The following is a 19,526-nucleotide window of genomic DNA, read 5'->3' as shown; positions in this document are numbered from 1 at the left end:
GTTCATGGGAACTGTTGCCACCGCGGACGCGTTGTCTGACAACTCCGGGTGTTGAAGACGCGAGGAACTTGCACCAGACAACTATGCAGCGTCCGCCGCTGTTGTGACGTTGGATGGTCGCCGTTTCTGGGGGCTAGCGGTCCTGGACGGTGTAGGTCAGGTGGGTGACCTTGGGGGAGGACTCGGCATGGGTCTGTGTGAGGGCAACGCGGCTGGCGTCGATGCCTTCGAACAGGCGGATTCCGGTGCCGAACAGTACGGGGGACAGGGCGATTGAGAACTCGTCGATCAGGCCGGCGTTGAGGTACTGGAGGATTGTTTCGGCGCCGCCGGCGATGCGGACGTCGCGGTCGCCCGCGGCTTGGCGGGCCTGGTCGAGTGCTGCTTCGATGCCGTCGTTGATGAAGTGGAAGGTGGTTCCTCCCGGGCGTTCCCAGGGGTCGCGCTTCTCGTGGGTTACGACGAAGACCTGGGTGTGGAACGGCGCCTCTTCCGGCCACATTCGTTCGCCGGCGTCGAACATCCGCTTGCCCATGACGCTCGCGCCGGTGCGCTCGAACGTCTCGCGTGCGATGTCGTTGTCGCGGCCTTCTTCACCGCCCTTGCCGAGCTTCAGGTTCTCCCGGAAGAAGCGCAGCGGGAAGACCCATCGCTGCAGCTCCATCCATTGCTTCCCCATCAGGTCCTTCGGGGAGTCGGGTGCGATGAAGCCGTCGAGCGACATCGACACGCCGAAGTACACCTTGCTTGCCATCAGTCGTTTGTTCCCTTCAGGACGAGTTCGGTGATGTAGGCAGCCAGGTTGCCCAGGGTCTGTTGGCCGCCCTCGATCGCGTGGTACTTCTCGACTGCTTCGTCGCGCAGTTCCTTGGTCGGGAAGACCGTGTGCATCTCGATCCGGGTCGCCGTACCGTCGGGCTCGAACGTGATCAGCGACTCGAAGGCGTTCGGGTCGGCGCGGAACTCACCGTGTACCAAGGCGATCCGCTCGGGTGGGACGATCTCGGTCCAGGAGATCCATTCGGGATAGTCGGTCCCGTCCGGCCCGTGCAGTACGAAGACCCACTCGCCGCCGACGTGGAACTCGAACGACCGCGTGGTGGTCGTGAACCCGTCCGGACCCCACCACTGCGACAGGTGCCGGATGTCGGTGAACGCTTCGAACACCAGCGCCGGCGGAGCGTCGATGATGCGGGAGACGACGACCTCGCGGTCCGCCGTCGTGGCCCGCGCCGATACCCCTGGTGCCGTGTCGGACTGCGCGGGTACCGCAGATTCGGTGTCGGCTCGCGCCGATGCTCCTGGTTTCGTTTGGGGCTGCCCTGGTACGGCGGGTTGCGTCTGGGACTGCGCTGATATCGCAGGCCCCGTCTCGGACTGCGCCGACGCGCCAGGTCTGGTCTCGGGTGGCGCCGACGCGCCAGGTCCGGTCTCGGAGTGCGCCGACACTCCCGGTGCGGACGCGGGGTGCGCGGGTGCACCTTGGGCCTTCGCGCTCATTGGTTGTGCTCCTGCCTTGCGTGCTTGAGGTCCTGTACGTAGGCGTCCAGGCGGTCGAAGCTCTCGTTCCAGAACTGCTCGAAACCGCCGATCCACTCGTGGACCGGCCGCAGTCCGCGGGCGTCGAGGCCGTACAGACGTTGTTTGCCTGCTTTGCGGTCCTGCACCAGCCCGACCTCCCTGAGTACCCGCAGGTGCTTGGATGCGCCGGGCTGGGTCATGCCTAGCTCTTGGGCCAGCTCGGTCACCGGGCGTTCGCCTGTCCGCAACAGCACCAGGATCTGCCGGCGCTGCGGCTCGGCGATCGCGTTGAAGACGTCGGACGTCGTGGCTGCTCGTGCCATGAACGTCATCATATGCCCATATGGGCATGCGTCAAGGGCGTGTCCGATGCCGGGCCGCGGTGGGCTGGGACGGTGTGTGGTCCTGGAGACGGATCGTGAGCCGAGCACGTGCATTGGTCGCGTTGGCCGAGCAAGGCAGCGCACGTCGGCGGGTTGGCTAGCGGGATGGTTCGGCGGCCTGAGCTGTTGCTCGGCTGGCTGCTTGGCGTGCGGAGGTGGCCGGAGACGGCTGCGGTGCCTAGCGGCTGTGCCAGGCGCGCCGCGCGGATGGTCCGAGACGTCGGCTCGGCGTGATCCGGTGGGCTTGGTGGGCTTGGTGGGCTTGGTGGGCTTGGCGGGCTCGGCGTGACGCGGTGGGGCTTGGTGGGGCCGGCGTGAACCGGCCAGGCTCGATGCGACCCGGCGTGACGCAGTGGGGCTCGACGCGAGTTGGCGTGACGTCGTGGGGCTTGGTGGGGTCGGCATGAACCGGCCAGGCTCGATGCGACCCGGCGTGACGCAGCGCGGCTCGACGCGAGTCGTGGTGGCCGCGGTGGGGCTTGGTGGGGTCGGCATGGACCGGCCCGGCTCGATGCGACCTGGCGTGGCGCGGTGGGGCTTGGTGGGGGGTCGGCATGGCGCGGTGGGGCTCCACGCGACTCGGCACGAGTCGGCGCGAGTCGGCGTGACGCGGCCGTGGCGAGGTGGGCCTTGGGTGGGGGCCGGCATGAACCGGCCGGGGTCGGCGCGATCCGGCGTGGTGCGGTGGGGCTTGGTGGGGCTCGGCGTGACGCGGTGGGGCTCGACGCGACTCGGCCGTGCCTCGGCGTGACGCGGTGGGGCTCGGTGTGAACCGGCCGGGGTCGGCGCGATCCGGCGTGGCGAGGTGGGGGTGGGTGTGAACTGGGCGGGGGCGACGCGACCCGGCGTGACGCGGGCGGGCTTGTGGCGGCCGGCTTGTAGCGGGTGGGCTCGGCGTGAGGCGGCGGGTCGGTGCGGCTTGGAGCCGGGGGAGGGGGCTGCTGTCGCTCGGGAGTGGTTGGAGGTTAGAGGGGGCGTTCTACGGCGGTGGTTGGGTTGAGGAAGAGGAGTACTGGCGGGGCGGTGTTGGGGAGGATTTGGGCGTAGGCCTGGAGTTGGGGGGCGTAGTAGGCGACTCTCGCGTCGAGCGCTGAGACGGGGATGACGTCGGTTTTGTAGTCGACGATGGTGAGGCGGCCGTCGTCTTCGCGGTAGATGAGGTCGACGAAGCCTTCGAGGATGGTGCCGTCGGGTTGCTCGGTGCCTACGTACGACTCGCGCCAGTGGTCGCGGGCGGCGGCGCGTTGTACGACGTCGGACGCGAGGGCCGAGCGGACGAGGGCGGTGACCACGTCCGCGTACTCGAGGACGCCCTCGGCGAGGCATTGCGTTGACACGGCGGCTTCGAGGCCGGCGCCGGTGGAGAGGTCGACGACCTGGAGTACGGCGTGGACGGCGCGGCCGATTGCGGTGCCGTAGCGGCCCTTGGACCAGGGCGGGAGTTCGAGGTCGCGGGCTGCCTTCGCGGTGCCGGGGTCGACGGGTTCGTGGTCGGAGCCGGAAGCAGGATCCGTGAGGGTGAGCTCGGGGCCTGTGCCCTCCAAGCCGGAGGCTGATCGGGCGGAAGGGCGGCGGCTGGCGGATTGGGCGGCGGTGGCTCGGGTTTCCCAATCGGTGCGGGAGATGGGCGGGGTGACGTCGGGGCTGGCGGTGGGCTCGCGGTCGGGGACCGGCGGGCTGGTGAAGACGGTGGCGTGGGGTGCGTCGGCGCCGCCGGCGGTGGTGAGGAGCTCGGCGTTGCTGGTGTGGCGGCGGTTGCCGGAGCGGTGCAGCGAGACGACCAGGTGGTCGCGGGCGCGCGTCGCGGCGACGTACAGGAGGCGGCGACGTTCGTAGTCGTCCATCTGCTCGTCGACGGGCTGGACGAGGTCGAAGTCCTCGGTCTGGACGGAGGATTTCAGCTTGACGGCGTACCCGCCGGTGAGCGGCCAGAGGACCTGGACCCCGCGCTGGCGGTTCGGGGACGCGGTCATGCCGGAGAGGATGACGATCGGGAACTCGAGGCCCTTCGCGGCGTGGATCGTCATCACCCGGACGGCGTCGGCGTCGGTCTCGGGCAGCACCGCCTCGGCGACGCGGGACGTCTCCTCGCCCTGGTGGGCGGCCCAGGCGAGGTACGAGCGGAGGCCGCCGTGCTCGACCTCGGACCACGCGCGGGCCTGGTCGACGACGAACCGGATCCGGCGCCAGGCGTCGCGGGCGCGCGGGCCGATCGCGGCGACTTCGAGCATCCGGCGGTCGGCGACGATCTTCGCGAGGACCTCGCTGGGGGTCAGCCAGCGGGCGGCGTAGTACGTCCGGCGGAGCCACTCCATCGCCTCGGCGACCGGGTGGGTGAGGAGCTGGTCGGGGACCGGGGCGGTGAGGATGAATCGGCCGCCGTCGCGTTTCCAGGTGTACAGGTCGTCGTCGCCGCAGCCGAACAGCGGCGAGCGGAGCGTCGTGACGAGCGCGAGCTGGTCACTCGGGTCGCCGAGCGCGCGGGCGCAGGCGAGCAGGTCGCGGACCTCGGCGGTCTGGTAGACGAGCGAGCTGGCTTCCGCGCGGTACGGGATGTCGGCGCGGTCGAGCGCGTCCTCCAGGAACGGGAGCGAGGTGCGGGCCGGGACGAGGACCGCGATGTCGCCGGCTTCCGCGGGGCGCCAGGTGTCCGTGCGCTCGTCGTACACCAGCCAGCCGTCGCGGAGGGCCTCTTCGATGACGGAGGCGACGTCGGTGGCCTCGCGTTCGCGCAGGACGGAGGCTTGCGCGCGGGGAAGGTCGTCGTGCGGTACGGCGCCGAGGATCGTGACGGCCGGGCCTGCCGCTGGATCCTCGGGTGCTTCCTCGACCGGTACGTCGACGGCGTCGTCGCGGCGGCGGAACGGGAGGACCGCGGCGAGGTCAGCCACCTCGTCGGGAGAGGGCTCGTCGAACAGCGTGGGCTCGTCGAAGATCGAGAGCTGGTCGCCCTGGACCGGGTCAGGTGACGGCGGGGCGGGCGCGTCGTGGTCGGGTCGGCTGCCCAGGCGCGACGGGCGTGCGTTACCCGCGGATGACGGCGAGCCGGGGCCGGCAGCGGCGGGGTCCGCGGATGAGGACGAGCCGGCAACCGAAGTGGCGGTGGTCGGGTTGGTGCGGTGGGGGGAGAGGGATTGGTACGACGGCTGCGCCGACTCCTGCGGCTGGATCAGTGTGCCGAACACGGTGTTGATCCACTGCAGGATCGCCGGCACCGTGCGGAAGTTCGTGGTGAGGGCGACGGTCTCGCCGAGCAACTCCTGGGCGGTGAGGTACGTCGCGATGTTGGCGCGCCGGAACCGGTAGATCGACTGTTTCGGGTCGCCGACCACGAACAGCCGCCCCTCGGGGACCTCGACGTCCTGCCAGTCCGGCGCGTCGGCCTCCGCGCCGCCGGCGATCCGGACCGCGAGCTCGATCTGGATCGGGTCGGTGTCCTGGAACTCGTCCAGCAGCAACCGCTCGAACCGCTCCTGCAGAGCAGCACGCACGTCCGCGTCGCGGCGGAGCAGGTCACGCGCGAGCACCAGCAGGTCGTGGAACTCCAGCCGGCCCTCGGCCCGCCGCAGCTCCGCCGACTCCAGCACCCGCTCCGCGATCCAGTGCGAAAGGTGCCGAAGGCAAGCATCAAGGAGCAGCTCGACGAGGGAACCGGCGACCTCGACGACCTCGGTGCAGTCCGCGCGGACCTTCGTGATGTCCGGCCAGTTCTCCTTCCGGCCGATCCGGCCCACCTTGAGGCCGCGGAACGTCTGCAGCAGCGCGAGCTGCGTCTCCTGGTCGGACGCGGCGTCGAGCATCAGGCCGAGCTCCCGGATCTGCTGGACCTTCGGCAGCAGCCGGTCGTCGGCGTCGAGGCAGGAGTCGGCCGCGACGCCGATCTGCGCGGCCGCGGCGACCAGGCCGCCGAGGTCGGGCATCGCGACCAGCTCGGGCGGGTCGACCAGGACCCGGTCCGCGATCAGGTCCCAGTCGTTGCCGAACAGGCGGGCGAGCGACCGGAGATGCTTCAGCTCGACGCCGACGGCCATCGCGAGCAGCAGCGGCTCGGCGATCGAGTCGTCGTCGAGAAGTTGCTGCTGCAGTTCGGCCCAGCGTTCCTCGAAGGCGACCGACGAGCCGACCTCGTCGAGGACGTCGATGAGCGGCGGCAGCCCGGCCTCGATCGGATGCGCGAGCAGGATCTGCTGCGCGAACGCGTGCAGCGTCCCGATCGACGCGGAGTCCAGATCGTCGAGCGCCGCATCGGCGAGCCGGCCGGCCGAGCCCTTGCGCGCCCGCTCGAACTCGACCCGCAGCCGGTCCCGCAGCTCCGCCCCGGCCTTCTCGGTGAAGGTCACAGCGGCGACGGTCCGCAGCGGTACGCCGTCGCGCAGCACCAGCGTGGCGACCCGGTCGACCAGCGCGTGCGTCTTCCCGGACCCGGCACCCGCCTCCACGAACAGCGTGGTGTCGGTGTCGGACCGGATCCGGTCGCGGGCCGCCCCGTCGAGCAACTGCTCGGTCATCGGCAGCCTCCTGGCCGGAGCGTCGGGCGGCGGCTACTCATCCGAGGCCACCTCCAGCGCGGTCGGGTCGATGAGCCGCACCAGGCGCTCGAGGACAGGGTCGTGACGTTTGCGGTCCCACCGGGCCCGGACCTCGCTGTGCCCCAGGCTGTCGGGATTGCAGTACGGGCACTGCACCCACAGGAAGTCGGGCACCTCGGGCGCCTTCGGCGGGAAGAACCCGGCCGCGATCGACGACACGATCACGTCGAGCGTGTCGACGTACCGCGCCTCGACCTCAGGGGTCAGCGGGACCGGGATCCGTTTGCCGCCGCGGCGGACGAACCAGTACGACGCCTCCACCGGGGTGGACGGTTCGCCGAGGCGCGCGCGGGCGGCGTACGCGTACACGGGCAGCTGGAGTTTCGTCCCGCCGGCGACGGGATCCGCTTCGATGCCCTCGTAGCGCGAGAAGCCGCCGGTCTTCACGTCGGTGACGTAGATCGTGCCGTCCGCGCCGAGGTCGACCTTGTCCGCGGATCCACGCAACAGCACCCGTCCGGACGGCACCGGGATCTCGACGGGCGGCTCGCCGTCGAACCCGAACGTCAACTCGCTGGCCACGACCGACGCGTTCCGCTCCGAACGCCAGCGGTCGTCGTCGGTGAGCAGCACCATCAGATCGCCGAGGATCCGCAGCCGCTCGCGCTGCCACAGCCGGGGGTGACCGGTCAGGCCCTCGGCCTCGAACTGGTCCGCGAGATCCGCGCCGATCGCCAGCAGCAGGGAGCGTTGCTCCTCGGTCCAGGGCTCGCCGTACCCAGGCAGCGAACCGGCGAGCCGGGTGACGAACGCGTCGAGGCTGTTGTGGATCAGGTTGCCCACCTGGACGGGGGAGATGACGAGCAGATCCTCCGGAGCCTCCAACGGCTCCACCTGGAGCAGCCGCTCGACGAAGTAGGCGTGCGGGCACGTCGCATACGACTCCAGGGAGGTCGGCGAGGCGATCCGGTCCTCAACCGCGAACTCGGGCAGACCCGACACGCCGGACAGGTCGCCGTCGAAGCGTGTGAACGCGCTGGAAGCACGCCCCCGCAGCAATTCCCGGGCCTGCACGAGCACCCGGTCCTGCACCCACAGCTTCGCCGCGGCGGCCCGCGTCTGCCACTCCTGCTCGGTCGCCGGCATCGTTGCCGTGGTCAACGAACCGGCGTACGACGCCGACGTCCGCAACACCTCGCCGTACCGATCCCATTGCGTCGCCGGCAGACCGTGGTCACCGGTCAGCTCCCGCAGCGATCCGAGCAACCAGCGCGTCGGCAGCCGTCGCGACGACCGGCGCAGATCGCCGCGCGGGAACGACGCCACCACGCGCGCGCCCGCCGAGAACGCGACCAGCAGGTGCCGCTGCTTCTCGTCCAGACGATCGCGGAACGACGCGAGCTCGGGCGCGGCTGCCTCGCGCACCCGGTGGGGGAGCAGCGCGTCCTCGTGGACCCGGCCCGGATACAGATCCTCGGACAGACCGACGACGTACACGATGTCGGCCGACAGCCCGACGCTCGCCGACAAGGGCGCCACCAGCACGCCGGTGCCGAAGGAACCGACGCGGGGGAGTGACTGCTGCAGCTCCAGATCGAGAACGTCCCGCAGAACAGCGAGACTCGCCGGCGTCCCGAGCTCATCGAGTGTCGACAGGCCCTTCAACGACCCCTCGACGGCGGCCGCGGCGTACTGCTCCTCGATGGGCAGCGACGAGTAGTCACCGAGCAAGTCATGGAAGAGTTGCAGCACGCCCTCGGACAGCGAGGACCACGTTTCAAGCTCTGCCAGACTGCCGAGCCGTCGACGCAGGGTCGAAGCGAACCTGTGCAGGCGCTCGGCCATCGAAGCGTTGTACTGCGCGCGCCGGATCGCGGCCGGCCGGGGATCCTCGGCGGCTTCCTCCTGGTCGGCGGTCCGCCGCTCGGACTCGGCATACCGCGCCAGGCGGGTGTCCCAGTCGTCGCCGCGCACCACCCCTGCCGCCCGCGACATCCGCTCCCACTGCGGCACCGGGATGCGCTCGCCGGCGAAGTCCCGCGTCGGCGCGTTCGCCAGCGCACGGAACACGTCCGCGCGCGGCAGATCCTGGTCGACGAGCGCCAGCACTTCGAGCAGCGTGCGCGCGATCGCCCGCTCGTGCACCGGACGCGTCCCCGGTCCGTTGACCTCGATGCGCGCGGCGCCCAGGTGCTCGTGCAGAAGCCGTGCGTACGGCGAGGCCGCGGCGTACAGCACCGCGATCCGATGCGCCGGCGTGTGCTCCAGCGCCGCGACGACGTCACGCACCACGCAACGCACCTCGTCGTCGGCGTCGGACGCGTTCAGGATCTCGGTGGCGACCGGGTAGTTCTTCGAGATCGACGGCGGCAGGTCGATCCCGATCCGCTCGAGCGATCGCCGGACGGCGCGATCGGCCCGTCGTACGTCCGTCAACCCGACGATGACGGTGAGATCGGCCGCGGCGTCGCCGAGCGCGGCGACGAAAGCAGCCTGCGATTGGGTGAGCTCCTGGGGGAGATACAGCACGAGTGCCCCGAGCTCGCCGACGACCTCGGGCGACGCCGCGATGCGGGCCGCGGCGGCGCGCAGCAGGTCGGTCTCGTCGTACCACTCGGCGGCCAGCTCGGTGGTGACGTAACGATGCAGCCGAACGAGATCGGGGCCGAGCGCCGACGCGTGCGCGACGTTGTCGAGCGCGGGATCGGTCAGGTCGCGGAGCTCACGATGCGCGGATGCGAGCGCTTGAATGGTCGACGGGTGCTCGGCGACTTCCTCGAAGATCCCGGGCGCCTTCGCGAGCGCCGTCCGCCAGGTGGCGGCGACGATCGGACGGGTGGCCGGACGACGCGGCGTCAGCAGACCGGCCGCGATCTGCTCGGCCAGCCGCTCGAGGGTCGCCAGATACAGCCCGCCGATCGACGAGCGGGCGAGGTGGCGGCGGGCGACGACGCCGGCCAGATTGTTCGGCAGGAGCAGGGTGACAGGGGTCATCGGATCGTCGGCCTTCAGCCCCGCGACGACGGCGTGCAGGCGCTCCAGAGCAGCGGCGCCGTACGCCGTGCTCTCGATCCGGGTCGTGCTCACTCCAGCCCCCGATCCGTCCACTGTCACCGCACTGTCACCGCAGACCGTAAACCTTGCCACGGACAGAAAGATGACGGGGCGCGAAACGCCAAGGTTTCTGCAGGGTCGGCGGCTGCCTCGCACAATGAAGAAATGACCAGGGAGACGCGGTTCGCGCGGGTGTTGCTCGTGCTCGTTCTCGCGCCCTCCGGCGGGCTGTTCGGCAAGACCGTCGCCGAGGCCGCGCAGGCCCGTCCGTGGTGGCCGTGGCTGGTCGCCTCACTCGGCTGGCTGCTGCTGTCCGGCGCGATCTCGATGGCCGTGTCGCATCATGACGCCGAGCACAGATAATGCTCCGATGGCCGCCGCTGTGCATCACGTCGAGATCTGGGTCCCGGACCTGTCCCGGGCCATCACGAGTTGGGGCTGGGTCCTCAACCGGCTGGGCTGGAAGGACGGTGACGGCTGGCCGGGCGGGATGACCTGGGCTGCCCCGGACGGCTGCTATGTCGTCGTCGAGCAGAGCCCGGCGATGTCGGCCGCCGAGCACGACCGGATGCGGCCCGGCATGAACCATCTGGCACTGAACGCGGGCAGCCGGGCCGAGGTCGACGGCATCGTCGCGGAGGCCGCCGAGCACGGCTGGACGCTGATGTTCGCCGACCGTCATCCGTACGCCGGCGGCCCGCAGCATTACGCCGCCTTCCTCCACAACACCGACGGCTACGAGCTCGAGATCGTCGCTCCTGATTAGCAGGTGAGACTACTGATACCTGGAGTGACCACTGGGGCCACTGGTGTGACATGGTTACACCAGGCAATCAACGGGGCAATCAGTACGGTCGCGGGGCAAGTGTGGAAGGACGATGCTCGTGACGGAGAAGCCTGACGGGGGAAATGCGCCCGGTCCGGCCGCACCGGAGCTCCTGGAAGCGCGGATCCGCGGTTTGCAGCATGCGCTGGGGCAGTTGCTGGACAACGCCCGCCGCCTGACGTACGGCGAGCACCAGCGCGCCGTGAAGCTGCATCGTCAACTGCAGGAACAGACCGCGGCGGCCCGGCGGGAGTCGCGGTCGCTGGTCGACGCCAAGACGGCGGAGGCGCTGTCCGACGCGGAGCCCCGGGCCCGGCTGCTCGCGGACCGGCTCGCCCCCGGACTGGCATCGATCCCGCCGAACGACGCTCGCTGGCGTTCGCGGCAGCTGATCGGCGCGGGCGTCCCGGCGTACATGCGGGTCGGCGAGCTGGAGTCCGGTACTCCGGTGGTCGCGCCGCTGCTGCGCACCAACGGCTGGAAGGTGACCGGCGACCGTCACGAGTCTGCTCGCCGCCTGCTGCAGGGCATCGCGCTGCGGCTGGTCGCCGCGTCGGAACCGTTCCGGCTGCGCATCGATGCGTTCGACCCGAAGCTGACCGGGATGATGGGTCTGCTCGGGCACCTGACCACGAAGTATCCGCAATTGGTGCCTAGGGCAACGCATACCGCGGAACAGCTGCACACGGTGCTGTCCGGCCTCGTCGACGTGTCGTCGCTGCGGGCCAGCCGGCAGGCGCAACTCGGGCACGAACGCTTCGAGGACCTGCTGAAGGAGACCGGTCAGGTGACCGATCCCTATCGGGTGGTCGTCCTGTTCGACTACCCGTTCGGCATCGACACACTCGCCCAGCGCGACCTGCTCCGGCTGGCCGCGACCGCCGGCCGGCGCGGCATCTGCTTCCTCGTCCACTACGACGCGTCGACGGCCGCCGAGCTCGACGTCGACTCGAAACAGTTGCTCGATCTCCTCAATCCGGTTGCCATCGTCAACGACCGGGTCGAGATCGCGCAGCTGCCGCCGGCCCGGCTGGATCCGCCGTTCGACGCGACCGTCGCCGCGGGGATCTGCGACGTGATCGCCGAGCAGGCCGAGATCGCCGTCCTCCCGACCATCGACTTCGACCGGACGCTGCCGGACCGCTCGACCTGGTGGCAACCGGTCAAGGACGAGATCGGCACCGTGATCGGGTACGACGACCGCACGCCGGCGTTGGTGCGGCTGCGCAGCGGCAACCCGGCCCTGCCGCATGTGCTGGTCGGCGGCGCGGTCGGCCAAGGCAAGTCGAACCTGCTGCTCGTGCTCATCCACGGACTGGCCGCGCGCTACTCGCCGTCCGACCTGGAGATGTACCTGCTGGACTTCAAGCACGGTGTCGAGTTCTCGGCGCTCGGCCCTGGCCCGGATCGGCCGCACTGGCTGCCGCAGATCAGGGTGCTCGGGGTGCACAGCGACCGCGCGTTCGGTCTCGCCGTACTGCGTCACCTGTCGGACGAGCTCGCCCGGCGCAGCGAGATCTTCAAGTCGCACGGGAACGTCGCCGACATCGCGGAGCTGCCCGCGGGCCCGGAGCGGCCGCCGCGGATCCTCGTCGTACTCGACGAGTTCCAGGTGCTGCTCGAGGACGACGACGAGCTTGCGGACGAGGCGGCGAAGCTGCTCGAGCGGCTGGTCCGGCTGGGCCGCGCTTACGGCGTGCACGTCGTGCTGGCGACGCAGACGATCGAGGGCGTCAAGCGGCTGTCGACGCGGCGGGACTCGATCTTCGGCCAGGTGCCGTACCGGATCGCGTTGAAGACGACACCGGCCGACTCGCAGGCAATTCTGCGCAGTGGGAACACGGCGGCGGCGGAGCTGCAGTTCCGCGGCGAGGCCGTGCTGAACGCGAACTTCGGCTCGCCGGACGACAACCAGCATGTGCTCGTGAGCTTCGCGGACAAGGCTGTGCTGGACTCGCTGCGGCAAGAGCTGTGGACGCGGGCGGGTACGGCGGTGCACCCGCCGCGGGTGTTTCACCTGGCCGAGCCTGCGCGGCTGACGGACACGGCGACGGCGGTGAAGCCCGAGCTCGGCCGGCCGTGGACGGGGTTGCCGATCGCGGTGACCGAGGAGCCGGTCGCGGTCGAGGTGCAGCCCGAGCCCGGTGCCGGCGTACTCGTGCTGGGCGACGGGCCGGCGGACGCTCTCGGCGTGCTGACCGGGTTGGTGGTGTCGACGGCCGCCGGCGCAATGGAGCCGCCACGGTTCCTCTTCGTCGACGGTACGAACTCGGCGCCGTCTGTTGCCGAGGGCAAGGATGCGCTGGTGCAGGTGCTGCGGCAGCTCGGGTGCGAGGTCGAGACCGTCGACAAGCACGACGACATCGCGCCGCGGCTGTTCACGCTGCGGGACGCGATGCGGAGCGGGGAAGCCGCGGGGACGTACCTGCTCGGGTTCGGGTTCCACGGCGTACCGCGGATGCAGGTGCATGCCGAGGGGTTCTTCGAGAGCCCGGCGAACGTGCTGCAGGACATCGTGCGGGACGGGCCGGCGCAGGGGCTCATCACCTTCGGGTGGTGGAACCGGCTGCACGTCTGCACCGAGCAGCTCGGGTACGGGCGCGCGAACGTGGCGACGCATCTGTTCCTGCGGCACCCGCAGGACGGCGTACGCGCGGTGGCGGGTCCGCTGGTGCGCTGGGCGTCCGAGCCGCACCGGGCGTTGCTGTGGGACGGGTTGCATCCGGAGGCGCAGGTCGTCGTACCGTACGCGGCGCTGCGGTCGGACGAGGTGGATCGCGCGGTGGAGCTGGTGCGGCGATGAAGACCGAAGAGCAGGAGTGGTCGGAGTACACGCGTGCGCTCCGGACGGTCGCGATGGCGCGGGCCGACGCGCAGCAGGCGCAGGACCGGGTGACGGCGCACAAGTCGAAGGCGGAGGCGACCGCGGCGGCCGAGGCCGACGCGATGGCCGAGCGCGGGCGCAAGCTGCAGACGCGGCTCAACTCGCTCGCCGAGAAGGCCGCCGAGAGCCTGCAGCGCGCCGGGCTGCCCGCGGAAGGAACACGGGCGAACCACACGCTGCCCGAGATCCGTGCGCTGAACGACATCGAGAAGATCGCCGAGCGGATCACCGAACAGCTCGCCGAGAGCGTCGACCAGTTGGAGGAGCTGCGGACCAAGGCCCGGGCGCTCCAGGAGCGGCGCAAGCGGCGTACCATCAGCGCGGTCCTGGCGCTGGCCGGGTTCGTGCTGGTGTGGGTGCTGACCGGCTCGTTCCTGGCCGGGGTCGAGGCCGCGGCGATCGCCGCCGTCACGATGCTGGCCGCGTCGCGGGTGCTCGGGCTGCCCCGGCTGCCCGGCGCGCGCTGGTGGGGCTGGGGCGGTGCCGCCGCGGTGCTGGTGCTGATGGCGACCGGGCTGCCCTGGTGGCTCGGGATCCTGGTGCCGGTCGTGGTGGCGGGTACGGCGATCGTGCTGCCGAAGAAGCGCAACTAGTTTGGGAGTGGGTTGAGGTGTCGGACGTACTACGGCTCAAGGAACAGCTGCACCAGGTCTCGATGGAGGCCAAGCAGGCGGCGGGCGGCCTGGCCGGGTTCAAGCTCAGGTTCACCCAGCACAGCCAGCTGGTGGAGAGCCTGATCGCGGGTACGGCCACCGGCATCGACCGCGACATCACCGAGATCCTCGAAGCCGCGAGCAAGGCCGTGGAACAGGCCGCCGAGGCACTCGAGATCGCCTCGGCCGGCTGCAAGAACTACGCCGACCAGATCTGACACCCGAGTCACCACGGTGCCGTCCGAGCTGCAGCGGGTCGCCCGCGGCCTGGTCGACTGCTTCGACGAGATCCCGCGTGTCGTCGAACAGCTCACGCGTACGGCGGCTCGCTGCCGGGAGAACGCCCAGCTGGCACTGCTGGCGTCCCGCGGCCAGGCGACCGTCGCCGCCCAGCAACTCGACGCCGCGGCCCGTGCGTGCGAAGCCGCCGCCCACTTCTTGTCGATGGCCCCACCGAAGGCCCGCGGCTGGGCCGAGGGCCTGGTCGGCGACGGCGGTCCGTCCACCAACCGCCCGTCGTCGGACTCGGCCGACCGCAACAAGCTGACCAGCGGAAGCGGCACCGAGATCCGGATCAAGCGGCACGTCGTCACCTACGAAGACGTCGAGCTGGCCGAGGACGACGAGCCGCCGGTGATCACCGCCGCCCGCAAGGCCTTCGAGAACTACCGCAAGGCCCGCGAGAAGGACGAAGAGCACGACGACCCGGAGCCGCTCGAGCTGGAGATCACCGTCACCGAAACCGGCGAGATCATCGTCGAAGAGCCCGACAAGAAGGAAGAGCAGAAGCGTGCCGAACGCCTCACCCGCGACTTCGGGTTCACACCCGAGCCGGACGAGGCACCCGAGCCCGAGGAACCGGACGAGAAGGAAGAAGAGAAACGCGCGGACCGCCTGACCCGCGACTTCGAACTCACCCCCGACCTCACCGAAGCCGCCAAGGCCCTCCTGGCCACAATGGCCGAGTCCGAAAACCAGCAGTGGGAACACGCCACCCTCACCATCACGGCAGACCACCTGGAAGCCACCTTCGACCACCCCGAGGACCGCCCGCCGACACCGATCGTCGTCGACATCGAACTCCCAGACCTCCCGGCACCGAGGGACCTGGACTTCGACCCAGCCCTCGACGCGCGTCCGCTGGAGATCGACTTCACTCCGGGCGTTCACGATCCGACGGGCACCTTCGATCCACAGGAAGTGGCCATCGCCCAGCGCCTCACCGAGGAAGGCTGGCGCATCGACGCCCGCCTCGCGGATCACGAGACGCCGAACAAGAAGAATCCGGACGTGATGGTTCGCAAGTCCGGCTCGAGCGAAGGCGTCATCATCGAGTTCAAGACACCGACGAGCAACAGGAACAGCGCACTCAAACGGAACATGAACGCAGGCAGCAAACAGGCCGGCCGGGACGGCGAGGTCGTCATCGACGGCCGCCCGATCGGTCTGTCGGAGCAAGATGCGCTGCGAGCCTTCCGGCGGGCCTGCGGACAGCCGGGGACGAGAGTGGCCAACATGGTGCATGTGATTCTTGGGGACGGACGCCTGGTGACATTTGCGAAGGAGTCGTGATGGCCGACAGCGATGAGATCTTCCTGGCGCTGGACGAGCCGTTGGAGGCGGCGGCCGAGCGGATCGCGCGGGTGCTGGACCTGGAGTTCAACGGGGATCTGAGAGCCGAGAGCGGCGAGTTGCAGTACAAAGGCCGTGCTCGCACATCCGACGCGATCATGGCTGTCTACATCGGACCCAACATCTTCGAACCGGAGCCGGACGAGGTGCAGGCGATGGACGGGTACGGCGTCGTTGTCGACGTCCAGTTCCGCACGCACAAGGACGCACAGGCCGAAGAAGCCCGGTTGCTGTTCGAGCGGCTGGTCGGTGAGCTGGGCGACGTGCCCGCGCTGCTCTCGCACAACGTCGAGATGCTCGTCGCCGCGTACCTGCCCGGTCGCGGCACCCACACCTTCCAGCCTCGCACCACCCTCGACGACCCGGACCTGGAGGTCTGGCGCTCGTGGGTCGTTGCTGATGTCGACGAGTGACAACGTGTTCGTGGCGACCGAGGATTCGGTGGGTGAGGTCGCCGCGTGGCTGGCCGGCGGTCTTGGGCTGGAGGCTGTCGCGGATGCCGACCTGAAGGGCGATGAACGCTTGTTCCGCCGTTCGACGCGGACAGGTGCGGGCGTGGTGGCTGTTCTGGTGCGTCCGAATGGGGTCGCTCTCGTCTCCCCGGAGCCTGACGAGATTCAGGCGATCGACCGGTACCCGATCGACCTCCACGTCCGCCTCGTCGGGGCGAAGGACGAGGACTGGCAGCTGCGTGAGACTAGAGCGGTCTTCGACGAGCTTGTGACGGCGCGCCCTGACGTATCCGCGTTGCTGGTGCACAACCTCGACACGCTGGTGTCGGCCTACCTGCCTGGTGCCGGCGTGCAGACCTTTGATCCGGCGATCACCCCTGACGTCGAGGACATCGAGACCTGGCGCTCGTGGGTCGTCAGCTGAGGAATCTCACGGGGTGTGAGGAATTTCTCGGGAGTTGCGTCATGAACGGGCTCGGGGGCCGTCACTTCCTGTGAACCCATCCCCACAGGGCAGTGGAAGGGATTGACGTGAAGGGTTGTGCGAGGTCGCTGATGGGATCCGGCTCGATTCGGTGCCGGGTGTGTTGAAATGGCCGACGGTGCGGTCCGGGTGGAGCGTCGTCGGGTCAGGGTCTGGTTCGGGGATCATGTGGTCGCCGACTACCGGGCCGAGGCGGAGTTGGCCGAGCGGTATGCGGCGGCCATGTCGCGCAGGTTCGCCGGGTTGCGGGTGACGAGCGACCCGATTCCGGACCACGATCCAGGACCGGAGCGGAGGCTGCCGGGGGAGCGGCTGTGGGAGGTCGCGCCGACATGAGCTCCCGTCGCTTCCGGTTGATCCGTCATCAGGACGTCTCCGGTGTCAGCGGTACCGGACCCGTCGCCGAGGGGGTGCAGTTCACCGACGGCGCGGTCGCGCTGCGCTGGTACGGCGACTACCCGACCACGACGGTCTGGGACAGCATCGAGTCGGTGGTCGCGATCCACGGGCACGGCGGTGCCACGGTGATCGAATGGCTCGACCCGGAGTTGGGTCCCGATCCCGACCTGAGGCTGCCGCCGCGCGAGTCGCTTCCGCCCCGGCCATGGCCGGATCTGCACTCCACGACCGAGCGGCAGGACCCCGACCCGCTGCATTCCGACCGCGACCTCGGTCCGCACGGCGCCGCGCCGCCGTCCGCGTGGCCGTCGTACCGGGTCTTCCGCTGAGGTTCCGATCCACCGGTGCCGGGTGACCCCTTCCGGCACCGGTCACCTCGGTACGGCGTACGCCCGGGCGAGCCGGCGTACGCCGTACCTGAGGATCAGCGGTACTCCTGCTCGTCCACCTTCTCGAGGTTGTAGAACGTGCCGGGCCCGTCGCAGAGCTCCATCATCCGCTCCGAGAACTCGGTGGTGTCGGCCCGCCGTGAGTTCTCCATCGCCGCTTCGTACGAGGCGAACTCGACGATCGCGAAGTAGCGCCCCGGCTCGTCCCGGTCGGCGCAGGTCATGCCGCGCGTCGGCGCTGCGCCGCCCGCGTCGGCTTCCCGCTTGGCGCGGAAGTCCTCCATCAGCGCCGCGATCTCGTCCGGCTTGGACGTGCGGTACTCGATGATCTGAACGAAACCAGCCATCTCTCCCCCTGCTGCCACAGACACTCACCCCTGGGTGTCCTGATGGTTCGACAGTGCGCCCGGATCGTGCGGCTGGCAAGGGGGCGAGGATTACGGTGACCTGACGCGGGCGGCGGATCACCGACGGGAGTTTCTGCCCTCGGCAAAGGTGCTTGGGAATCGTTGCCGCCGCCTGATTGGCTGGCCCGCATGGAGATTCTGATCCTCGGTGGTACGGCGTGGCTCGGTCGGGAGATCGCGACGCAGGCGATCGCACGCGGGCACGCGGTGACGTGCCTGGCCCGCGGCGAGAGCGGGGCGGTCGCGGACGGCGCCACGCTGGTGGCCGCCGATCGCAGTCGTCCGGATGCGTACGACGGGGTGCCCGTGCGGGACTGGGACGCAGTGTTCGAGGTGTCGTGGGAGCCGGGGTTCGTGAAGGCGGCGCTGGCCGCGTTCGGCGCGCGGGCGAAGCACTGGACGTACGTGTCGTCGGTGAACGCGTACGAGAAGTACGACACGCCCGGCGCGGACGAGACCGCCGTACTGCGGGAGCCGGCCGCCGCGGACGCGGTGGACCGGGAGTTGTACGGCGAGGCGAAGGTCGCGTGCGAGCTCGCGTCGCGCGAGGTCGTCGGGGACCGGCTGGTGATCGCGCGGGCCGGGCTGATCGGCGGCCCAGGGGATCGCAGCGACCGCGCGGGGGCCTGGGTCGCGCGGGCGGCGCGGGCGCCCGAGGAGCCGTTGCTGGTGCCCGACACGCCCGAACTGGCGACGTCGGTGATCGACGTACGGGACCTTGCCGGATGGCTGCTGGACAACGCGACCGACGGACGGACCGGGACGTTCGACGTTCGCGGGCCCTTGGTGCCGTTCGGTGAGTGGATCGAGCTGACCCGGGAGGTCGGCGGTCACACCGGGCCTGTGGTGCGCGCGCCGCGGGAGTGGCTGGTGGAGCAGAAGGTCGACCAGTACATGGGCCCTGACTCGCTGGCGATGTGGCTGGTCGAGCCGGGGTACGAGGGCTGGTCGTCGCGCAGCGGCGCGGCAGCGGCGGCGGCCGGGCTGACCCATCGGTCCCGCCGGGAGTTCCTGGCGGACACGCTGGCCTGGGAACGCGAGCTCGGCCTGAACCGTGAGCGAAAGGCAGGCCTGAGCCCGGCCAGGGAGCAGGAGTTGATCGAGGCCCTCAAGGCGTAGAGAGTGGGCGCATGCGCCTCCTGCTCATCTCTGACACGCACTTGCCGGTGCGGGCGAAGAAGTTGCCCGCACCGGTATGGGAGGCGGTCGACGACGCCGACGTGGTCGTCCATGCGGGCGACTGGGTGAGCGTCGCGCTGCTCGATGAGTTGGAGGTGCGCGCCAAGCGCCTGATCGGGTGCTGGGGCAACAACGACGGCCCCGAGCTGCGGGCGCGCCTGCCCGAGGTCGCGCGGGTGACTCTGGACGGCATGTCGGTGGCCGTGGTGCACGAGACCGGCCCGGCCAAGGGGCGGGAGGCTCGCTGCGAGGCGGCGTACCCGGGAGTGGATCTGCTCGTGTTCGGGCACAGCCACATCCCGTGGGACACGACTGGCCCGCGTGGGCTCCGGCTGCTGAACCCGGGGTCGCCGACGGACCGCAGGCGGCAGCCGTACTGCACCTACCAGACCGCGACGATCACCGGCGGACGCCTCGAACAGGTTGCCTTGCACAACCTTTAGGTTGCGTACCGCAACGAGAACGGCCGGGCAGACGTGGATGCCGCCGTACCACCGAGTTACGGCGCATCCACGACTGCCCGGCCGGGCTTCGCAGCCGGGGTCAGGCGTTCGCTGCTTCCTTGACCCGGGCCTTGAGACGATCACGGACCTCTTCGGGCGTGTACGCCTTGCGCTTGCGCTCTCCGCGGGCGATCACGACACCCGTCGCGGCGACGCCGACGAGCCCCGCAAGCCCTACCACCTTCCATACCTTCATGGCGACTAACCTAGCGATGTGACCAGCCGGATTTC

At 70.1% G+C, this 19,526-nt stretch carries 19 protein-coding genes; 12 read left to right on the top strand and 7 right to left on the bottom strand.

Annotated elements, in window-relative coordinates:
- Window positions 1-133: 133 nt before the first annotated feature.
- The 5 genes from ACWEOO_RS29860 to ACWEOO_RS29840 form a co-directional block, all read right to left on the bottom strand.
- On the bottom strand, window positions 134-742 hold the full coding sequence (locus ACWEOO_RS29860; RefSeq protein WP_452145861.1) for a dihydrofolate reductase family protein: 609 nt from the start codon (window positions 740-742) through the stop codon (window positions 134-136).
- Window positions 743-753: 11 nt separating this feature from the next.
- Window positions 754-1,500, bottom strand: coding sequence for an SRPBCC domain-containing protein (locus ACWEOO_RS29855; protein ID WP_452145860.1), 747 nt, complete (start codon window positions 1,498-1,500; stop codon window positions 754-756).
- Window positions 1,497-1,844, bottom strand: coding sequence for an ArsR/SmtB family transcription factor (locus ACWEOO_RS29850; protein WP_359922414.1), 348 nt, complete (start codon window positions 1,842-1,844; stop codon window positions 1,497-1,499). Before ACWEOO_RS29850 ends, ACWEOO_RS29855 begins: the two co-directional genes overlap by 4 nt.
- 1,025 nt (window positions 1,845-2,869) lie before the next feature.
- Window positions 2,870-6,412 carry a UvrD-helicase domain-containing protein gene (locus tag ACWEOO_RS29845; RefSeq protein ID WP_452145859.1) on the bottom strand — a complete coding sequence of 1,181 codons (3,543 nt, stop codon included), beginning with the start codon at window positions 6,410-6,412 and terminating at the stop codon, window positions 2,870-2,872.
- A 33-nt stretch (window positions 6,413-6,445) separates the two neighbouring features.
- Window positions 6,446-9,520, bottom strand: coding sequence for a PD-(D/E)XK nuclease family protein (locus ACWEOO_RS29840; protein ID WP_452145858.1), 3,075 nt, complete (start codon window positions 9,518-9,520; stop codon window positions 6,446-6,448).
- Window positions 9,521-9,652: 132 nt separating this feature from the next.
- Between ACWEOO_RS29840 and ACWEOO_RS29835 the strand changes: the two genes are divergently transcribed.
- The 10 genes from ACWEOO_RS29835 (at window position 9,653) to ACWEOO_RS29790 (ending at window position 17,146) form a co-directional block, all read left to right on the top strand.
- Window positions 9,653-9,850 (top strand): hypothetical protein, encoded by a 198-nt coding sequence (locus ACWEOO_RS29835; RefSeq protein WP_452145857.1) that lies wholly within the window; start codon window positions 9,653-9,655, stop codon window positions 9,848-9,850.
- Between the two features lie 7 nt (window positions 9,851-9,857).
- Window positions 9,858-10,253, top strand: coding sequence for a VOC family protein (locus ACWEOO_RS29830; protein ID WP_452145856.1), 396 nt, complete (start codon window positions 9,858-9,860; stop codon window positions 10,251-10,253).
- 118 nt (window positions 10,254-10,371) lie between these two features.
- Window positions 10,372-13,116 carry an FtsK/SpoIIIE domain-containing protein gene (locus tag ACWEOO_RS29825; protein ID WP_452145855.1) on the top strand — a complete coding sequence of 915 codons (2,745 nt, stop codon included), beginning with the start codon at window positions 10,372-10,374 and terminating at the stop codon, window positions 13,114-13,116.
- Entirely contained in the window at window positions 13,113-13,790 is a 678-nt protein-coding gene (locus ACWEOO_RS29820; RefSeq protein WP_452145854.1) for a hypothetical protein, read from the top strand. The genes ACWEOO_RS29825 and ACWEOO_RS29820 overlap by 4 nt, the downstream gene beginning before the upstream one ends.
- A 17-nt stretch (window positions 13,791-13,807) precedes the next feature.
- The gene (locus tag ACWEOO_RS29815; protein ID WP_130388988.1) at window positions 13,808-14,068 is read left to right on the top strand and encodes a hypothetical protein; all 261 of its coding nucleotides are present in this window, start codon (window positions 13,808-13,810) and stop codon (window positions 14,066-14,068) included.
- Between the two features lie 16 nt (window positions 14,069-14,084).
- The gene (locus ACWEOO_RS29810) at window positions 14,085-15,422 is read left to right on the top strand and encodes a hypothetical protein (RefSeq protein ID WP_452145853.1); all 1,338 of its coding nucleotides are present in this window, start codon (window positions 14,085-14,087) and stop codon (window positions 15,420-15,422) included.
- Window positions 15,422-15,895, top strand: a complete 474-nt coding sequence (locus ACWEOO_RS29805) for a hypothetical protein (RefSeq protein WP_452145852.1) — start codon at window positions 15,422-15,424, stop codon at window positions 15,893-15,895. The genes ACWEOO_RS29810 and ACWEOO_RS29805 overlap by 1 nt, the downstream gene beginning before the upstream one ends.
- Window positions 15,882-16,358 (top strand): hypothetical protein, encoded by a 477-nt coding sequence (locus ACWEOO_RS29800; RefSeq protein WP_452145851.1) that lies wholly within the window; start codon window positions 15,882-15,884, stop codon window positions 16,356-16,358. The genes ACWEOO_RS29805 and ACWEOO_RS29800 overlap by 14 nt, the downstream gene beginning before the upstream one ends.
- A 168-nt stretch (window positions 16,359-16,526) precedes the next feature.
- On the top strand, window positions 16,527-16,754 hold the full coding sequence (locus ACWEOO_RS29795; protein ID WP_355698335.1) for a hypothetical protein: 228 nt from the start codon (window positions 16,527-16,529) through the stop codon (window positions 16,752-16,754).
- Window positions 16,751-17,146 (top strand): hypothetical protein, encoded by a 396-nt coding sequence (locus tag ACWEOO_RS29790; RefSeq protein WP_363709708.1) that lies wholly within the window; start codon window positions 16,751-16,753, stop codon window positions 17,144-17,146. The genes ACWEOO_RS29795 and ACWEOO_RS29790 overlap by 4 nt, the downstream gene beginning before the upstream one ends.
- Before the next feature lie 95 nt (window positions 17,147-17,241).
- Here the strand turns inward: ACWEOO_RS29790 and ACWEOO_RS29785 are convergent, their stop codons facing one another.
- Window positions 17,242-17,553 carry a hypothetical protein gene (locus tag ACWEOO_RS29785; RefSeq protein WP_359922446.1) on the bottom strand — a complete coding sequence of 104 codons (312 nt, stop codon included), beginning with the start codon at window positions 17,551-17,553 and terminating at the stop codon, window positions 17,242-17,244.
- Window positions 17,554-17,742: 189 nt separating this feature from the next.
- Between ACWEOO_RS29785 and ACWEOO_RS29780 the strand changes: the two genes are divergently transcribed.
- On the top strand, window positions 17,743-18,732 hold the full coding sequence (locus ACWEOO_RS29780; protein ID WP_452145850.1) for an NAD-dependent epimerase/dehydratase family protein: 990 nt from the start codon (window positions 17,743-17,745) through the stop codon (window positions 18,730-18,732).
- 11 nt (window positions 18,733-18,743) lie between these two features.
- A complete protein-coding gene (locus tag ACWEOO_RS29775) occupies window positions 18,744-19,235 on the top strand; it encodes a metallophosphoesterase family protein (protein WP_452145849.1) in 492 nt (163 codons plus the stop codon).
- Window positions 19,236-19,335: 100 nt separating this feature from the next.
- Here ACWEOO_RS29775 and ACWEOO_RS29770 read toward each other — a convergent pair whose 3' ends face one another.
- Entirely contained in the window at window positions 19,336-19,491 is a 156-nt protein-coding gene (locus tag ACWEOO_RS29770) for a hypothetical protein (protein ID WP_355485930.1), read from the bottom strand.
- Window positions 19,492-19,526: the final 35 nt, after the last annotated feature.

This window comes from Kribbella sp. NPDC004138 (assembly GCF_053603655.1).
The sequence above is the reverse complement of the archived record's forward strand: the minus strand, read 5'-3'. Positions and strand labels throughout refer to the sequence as shown.

Excerpts from the sequence above, each read along its gene's own strand:
- ACWEOO_RS29830 (WP_452145856.1), top strand. The coding sequence starts at position 9,858 with ATGGCCGCCGCTGTGCATCACGTCGAGATCTGGGTCCCGGACCTGTCC.
- ACWEOO_RS29855 (WP_452145860.1), bottom strand. The coding sequence starts at position 1,500 with ATGAGCGCGAAGGCCCAAGGTGCACCCGCGCACCCCGCGTCCGCACCG.
- ACWEOO_RS29775 (WP_452145849.1), top strand. The coding sequence starts at position 18,744 with ATGCGCCTCCTGCTCATCTCTGACACGCACTTGCCGGTGCGGGCGAAG.
- ACWEOO_RS29820 (WP_452145854.1), top strand. The coding sequence starts at position 13,113 with ATGAAGACCGAAGAGCAGGAGTGGTCGGAGTACACGCGTGCGCTCCGG.
- ACWEOO_RS29785 (WP_359922446.1), bottom strand. The coding sequence starts at position 17,553 with ATGGCTGGTTTCGTTCAGATCATCGAGTACCGCACGTCCAAGCCGGAC.
- ACWEOO_RS29800 (WP_452145851.1), top strand. The coding sequence starts at position 15,882 with ATGTCGACGAGTGACAACGTGTTCGTGGCGACCGAGGATTCGGTGGGT.
- ACWEOO_RS29770 (WP_355485930.1), bottom strand. The coding sequence starts at position 19,491 with ATGAAGGTATGGAAGGTGGTAGGGCTTGCGGGGCTCGTCGGCGTCGCC.
- ACWEOO_RS29845 (WP_452145859.1), bottom strand. The coding sequence starts at position 6,412 with ATGACCGAGCAGTTGCTCGACGGGGCGGCCCGCGACCGGATCCGGTCC.
- ACWEOO_RS29795 (WP_355698335.1), top strand. The coding sequence starts at position 16,527 with ATGGCCGACGGTGCGGTCCGGGTGGAGCGTCGTCGGGTCAGGGTCTGG.
- ACWEOO_RS29805 (WP_452145852.1), top strand. The coding sequence starts at position 15,422 with ATGGCCGACAGCGATGAGATCTTCCTGGCGCTGGACGAGCCGTTGGAG.
- ACWEOO_RS29780 (WP_452145850.1), top strand. The coding sequence starts at position 17,743 with ATGGAGATTCTGATCCTCGGTGGTACGGCGTGGCTCGGTCGGGAGATC.
- ACWEOO_RS29790 (WP_363709708.1), top strand. The coding sequence starts at position 16,751 with ATGAGCTCCCGTCGCTTCCGGTTGATCCGTCATCAGGACGTCTCCGGT.
- ACWEOO_RS29835 (WP_452145857.1), top strand. The coding sequence starts at position 9,653 with ATGACCAGGGAGACGCGGTTCGCGCGGGTGTTGCTCGTGCTCGTTCTC.
- ACWEOO_RS29850 (WP_359922414.1), bottom strand. The coding sequence starts at position 1,844 with ATGGCACGAGCAGCCACGACGTCCGACGTCTTCAACGCGATCGCCGAG.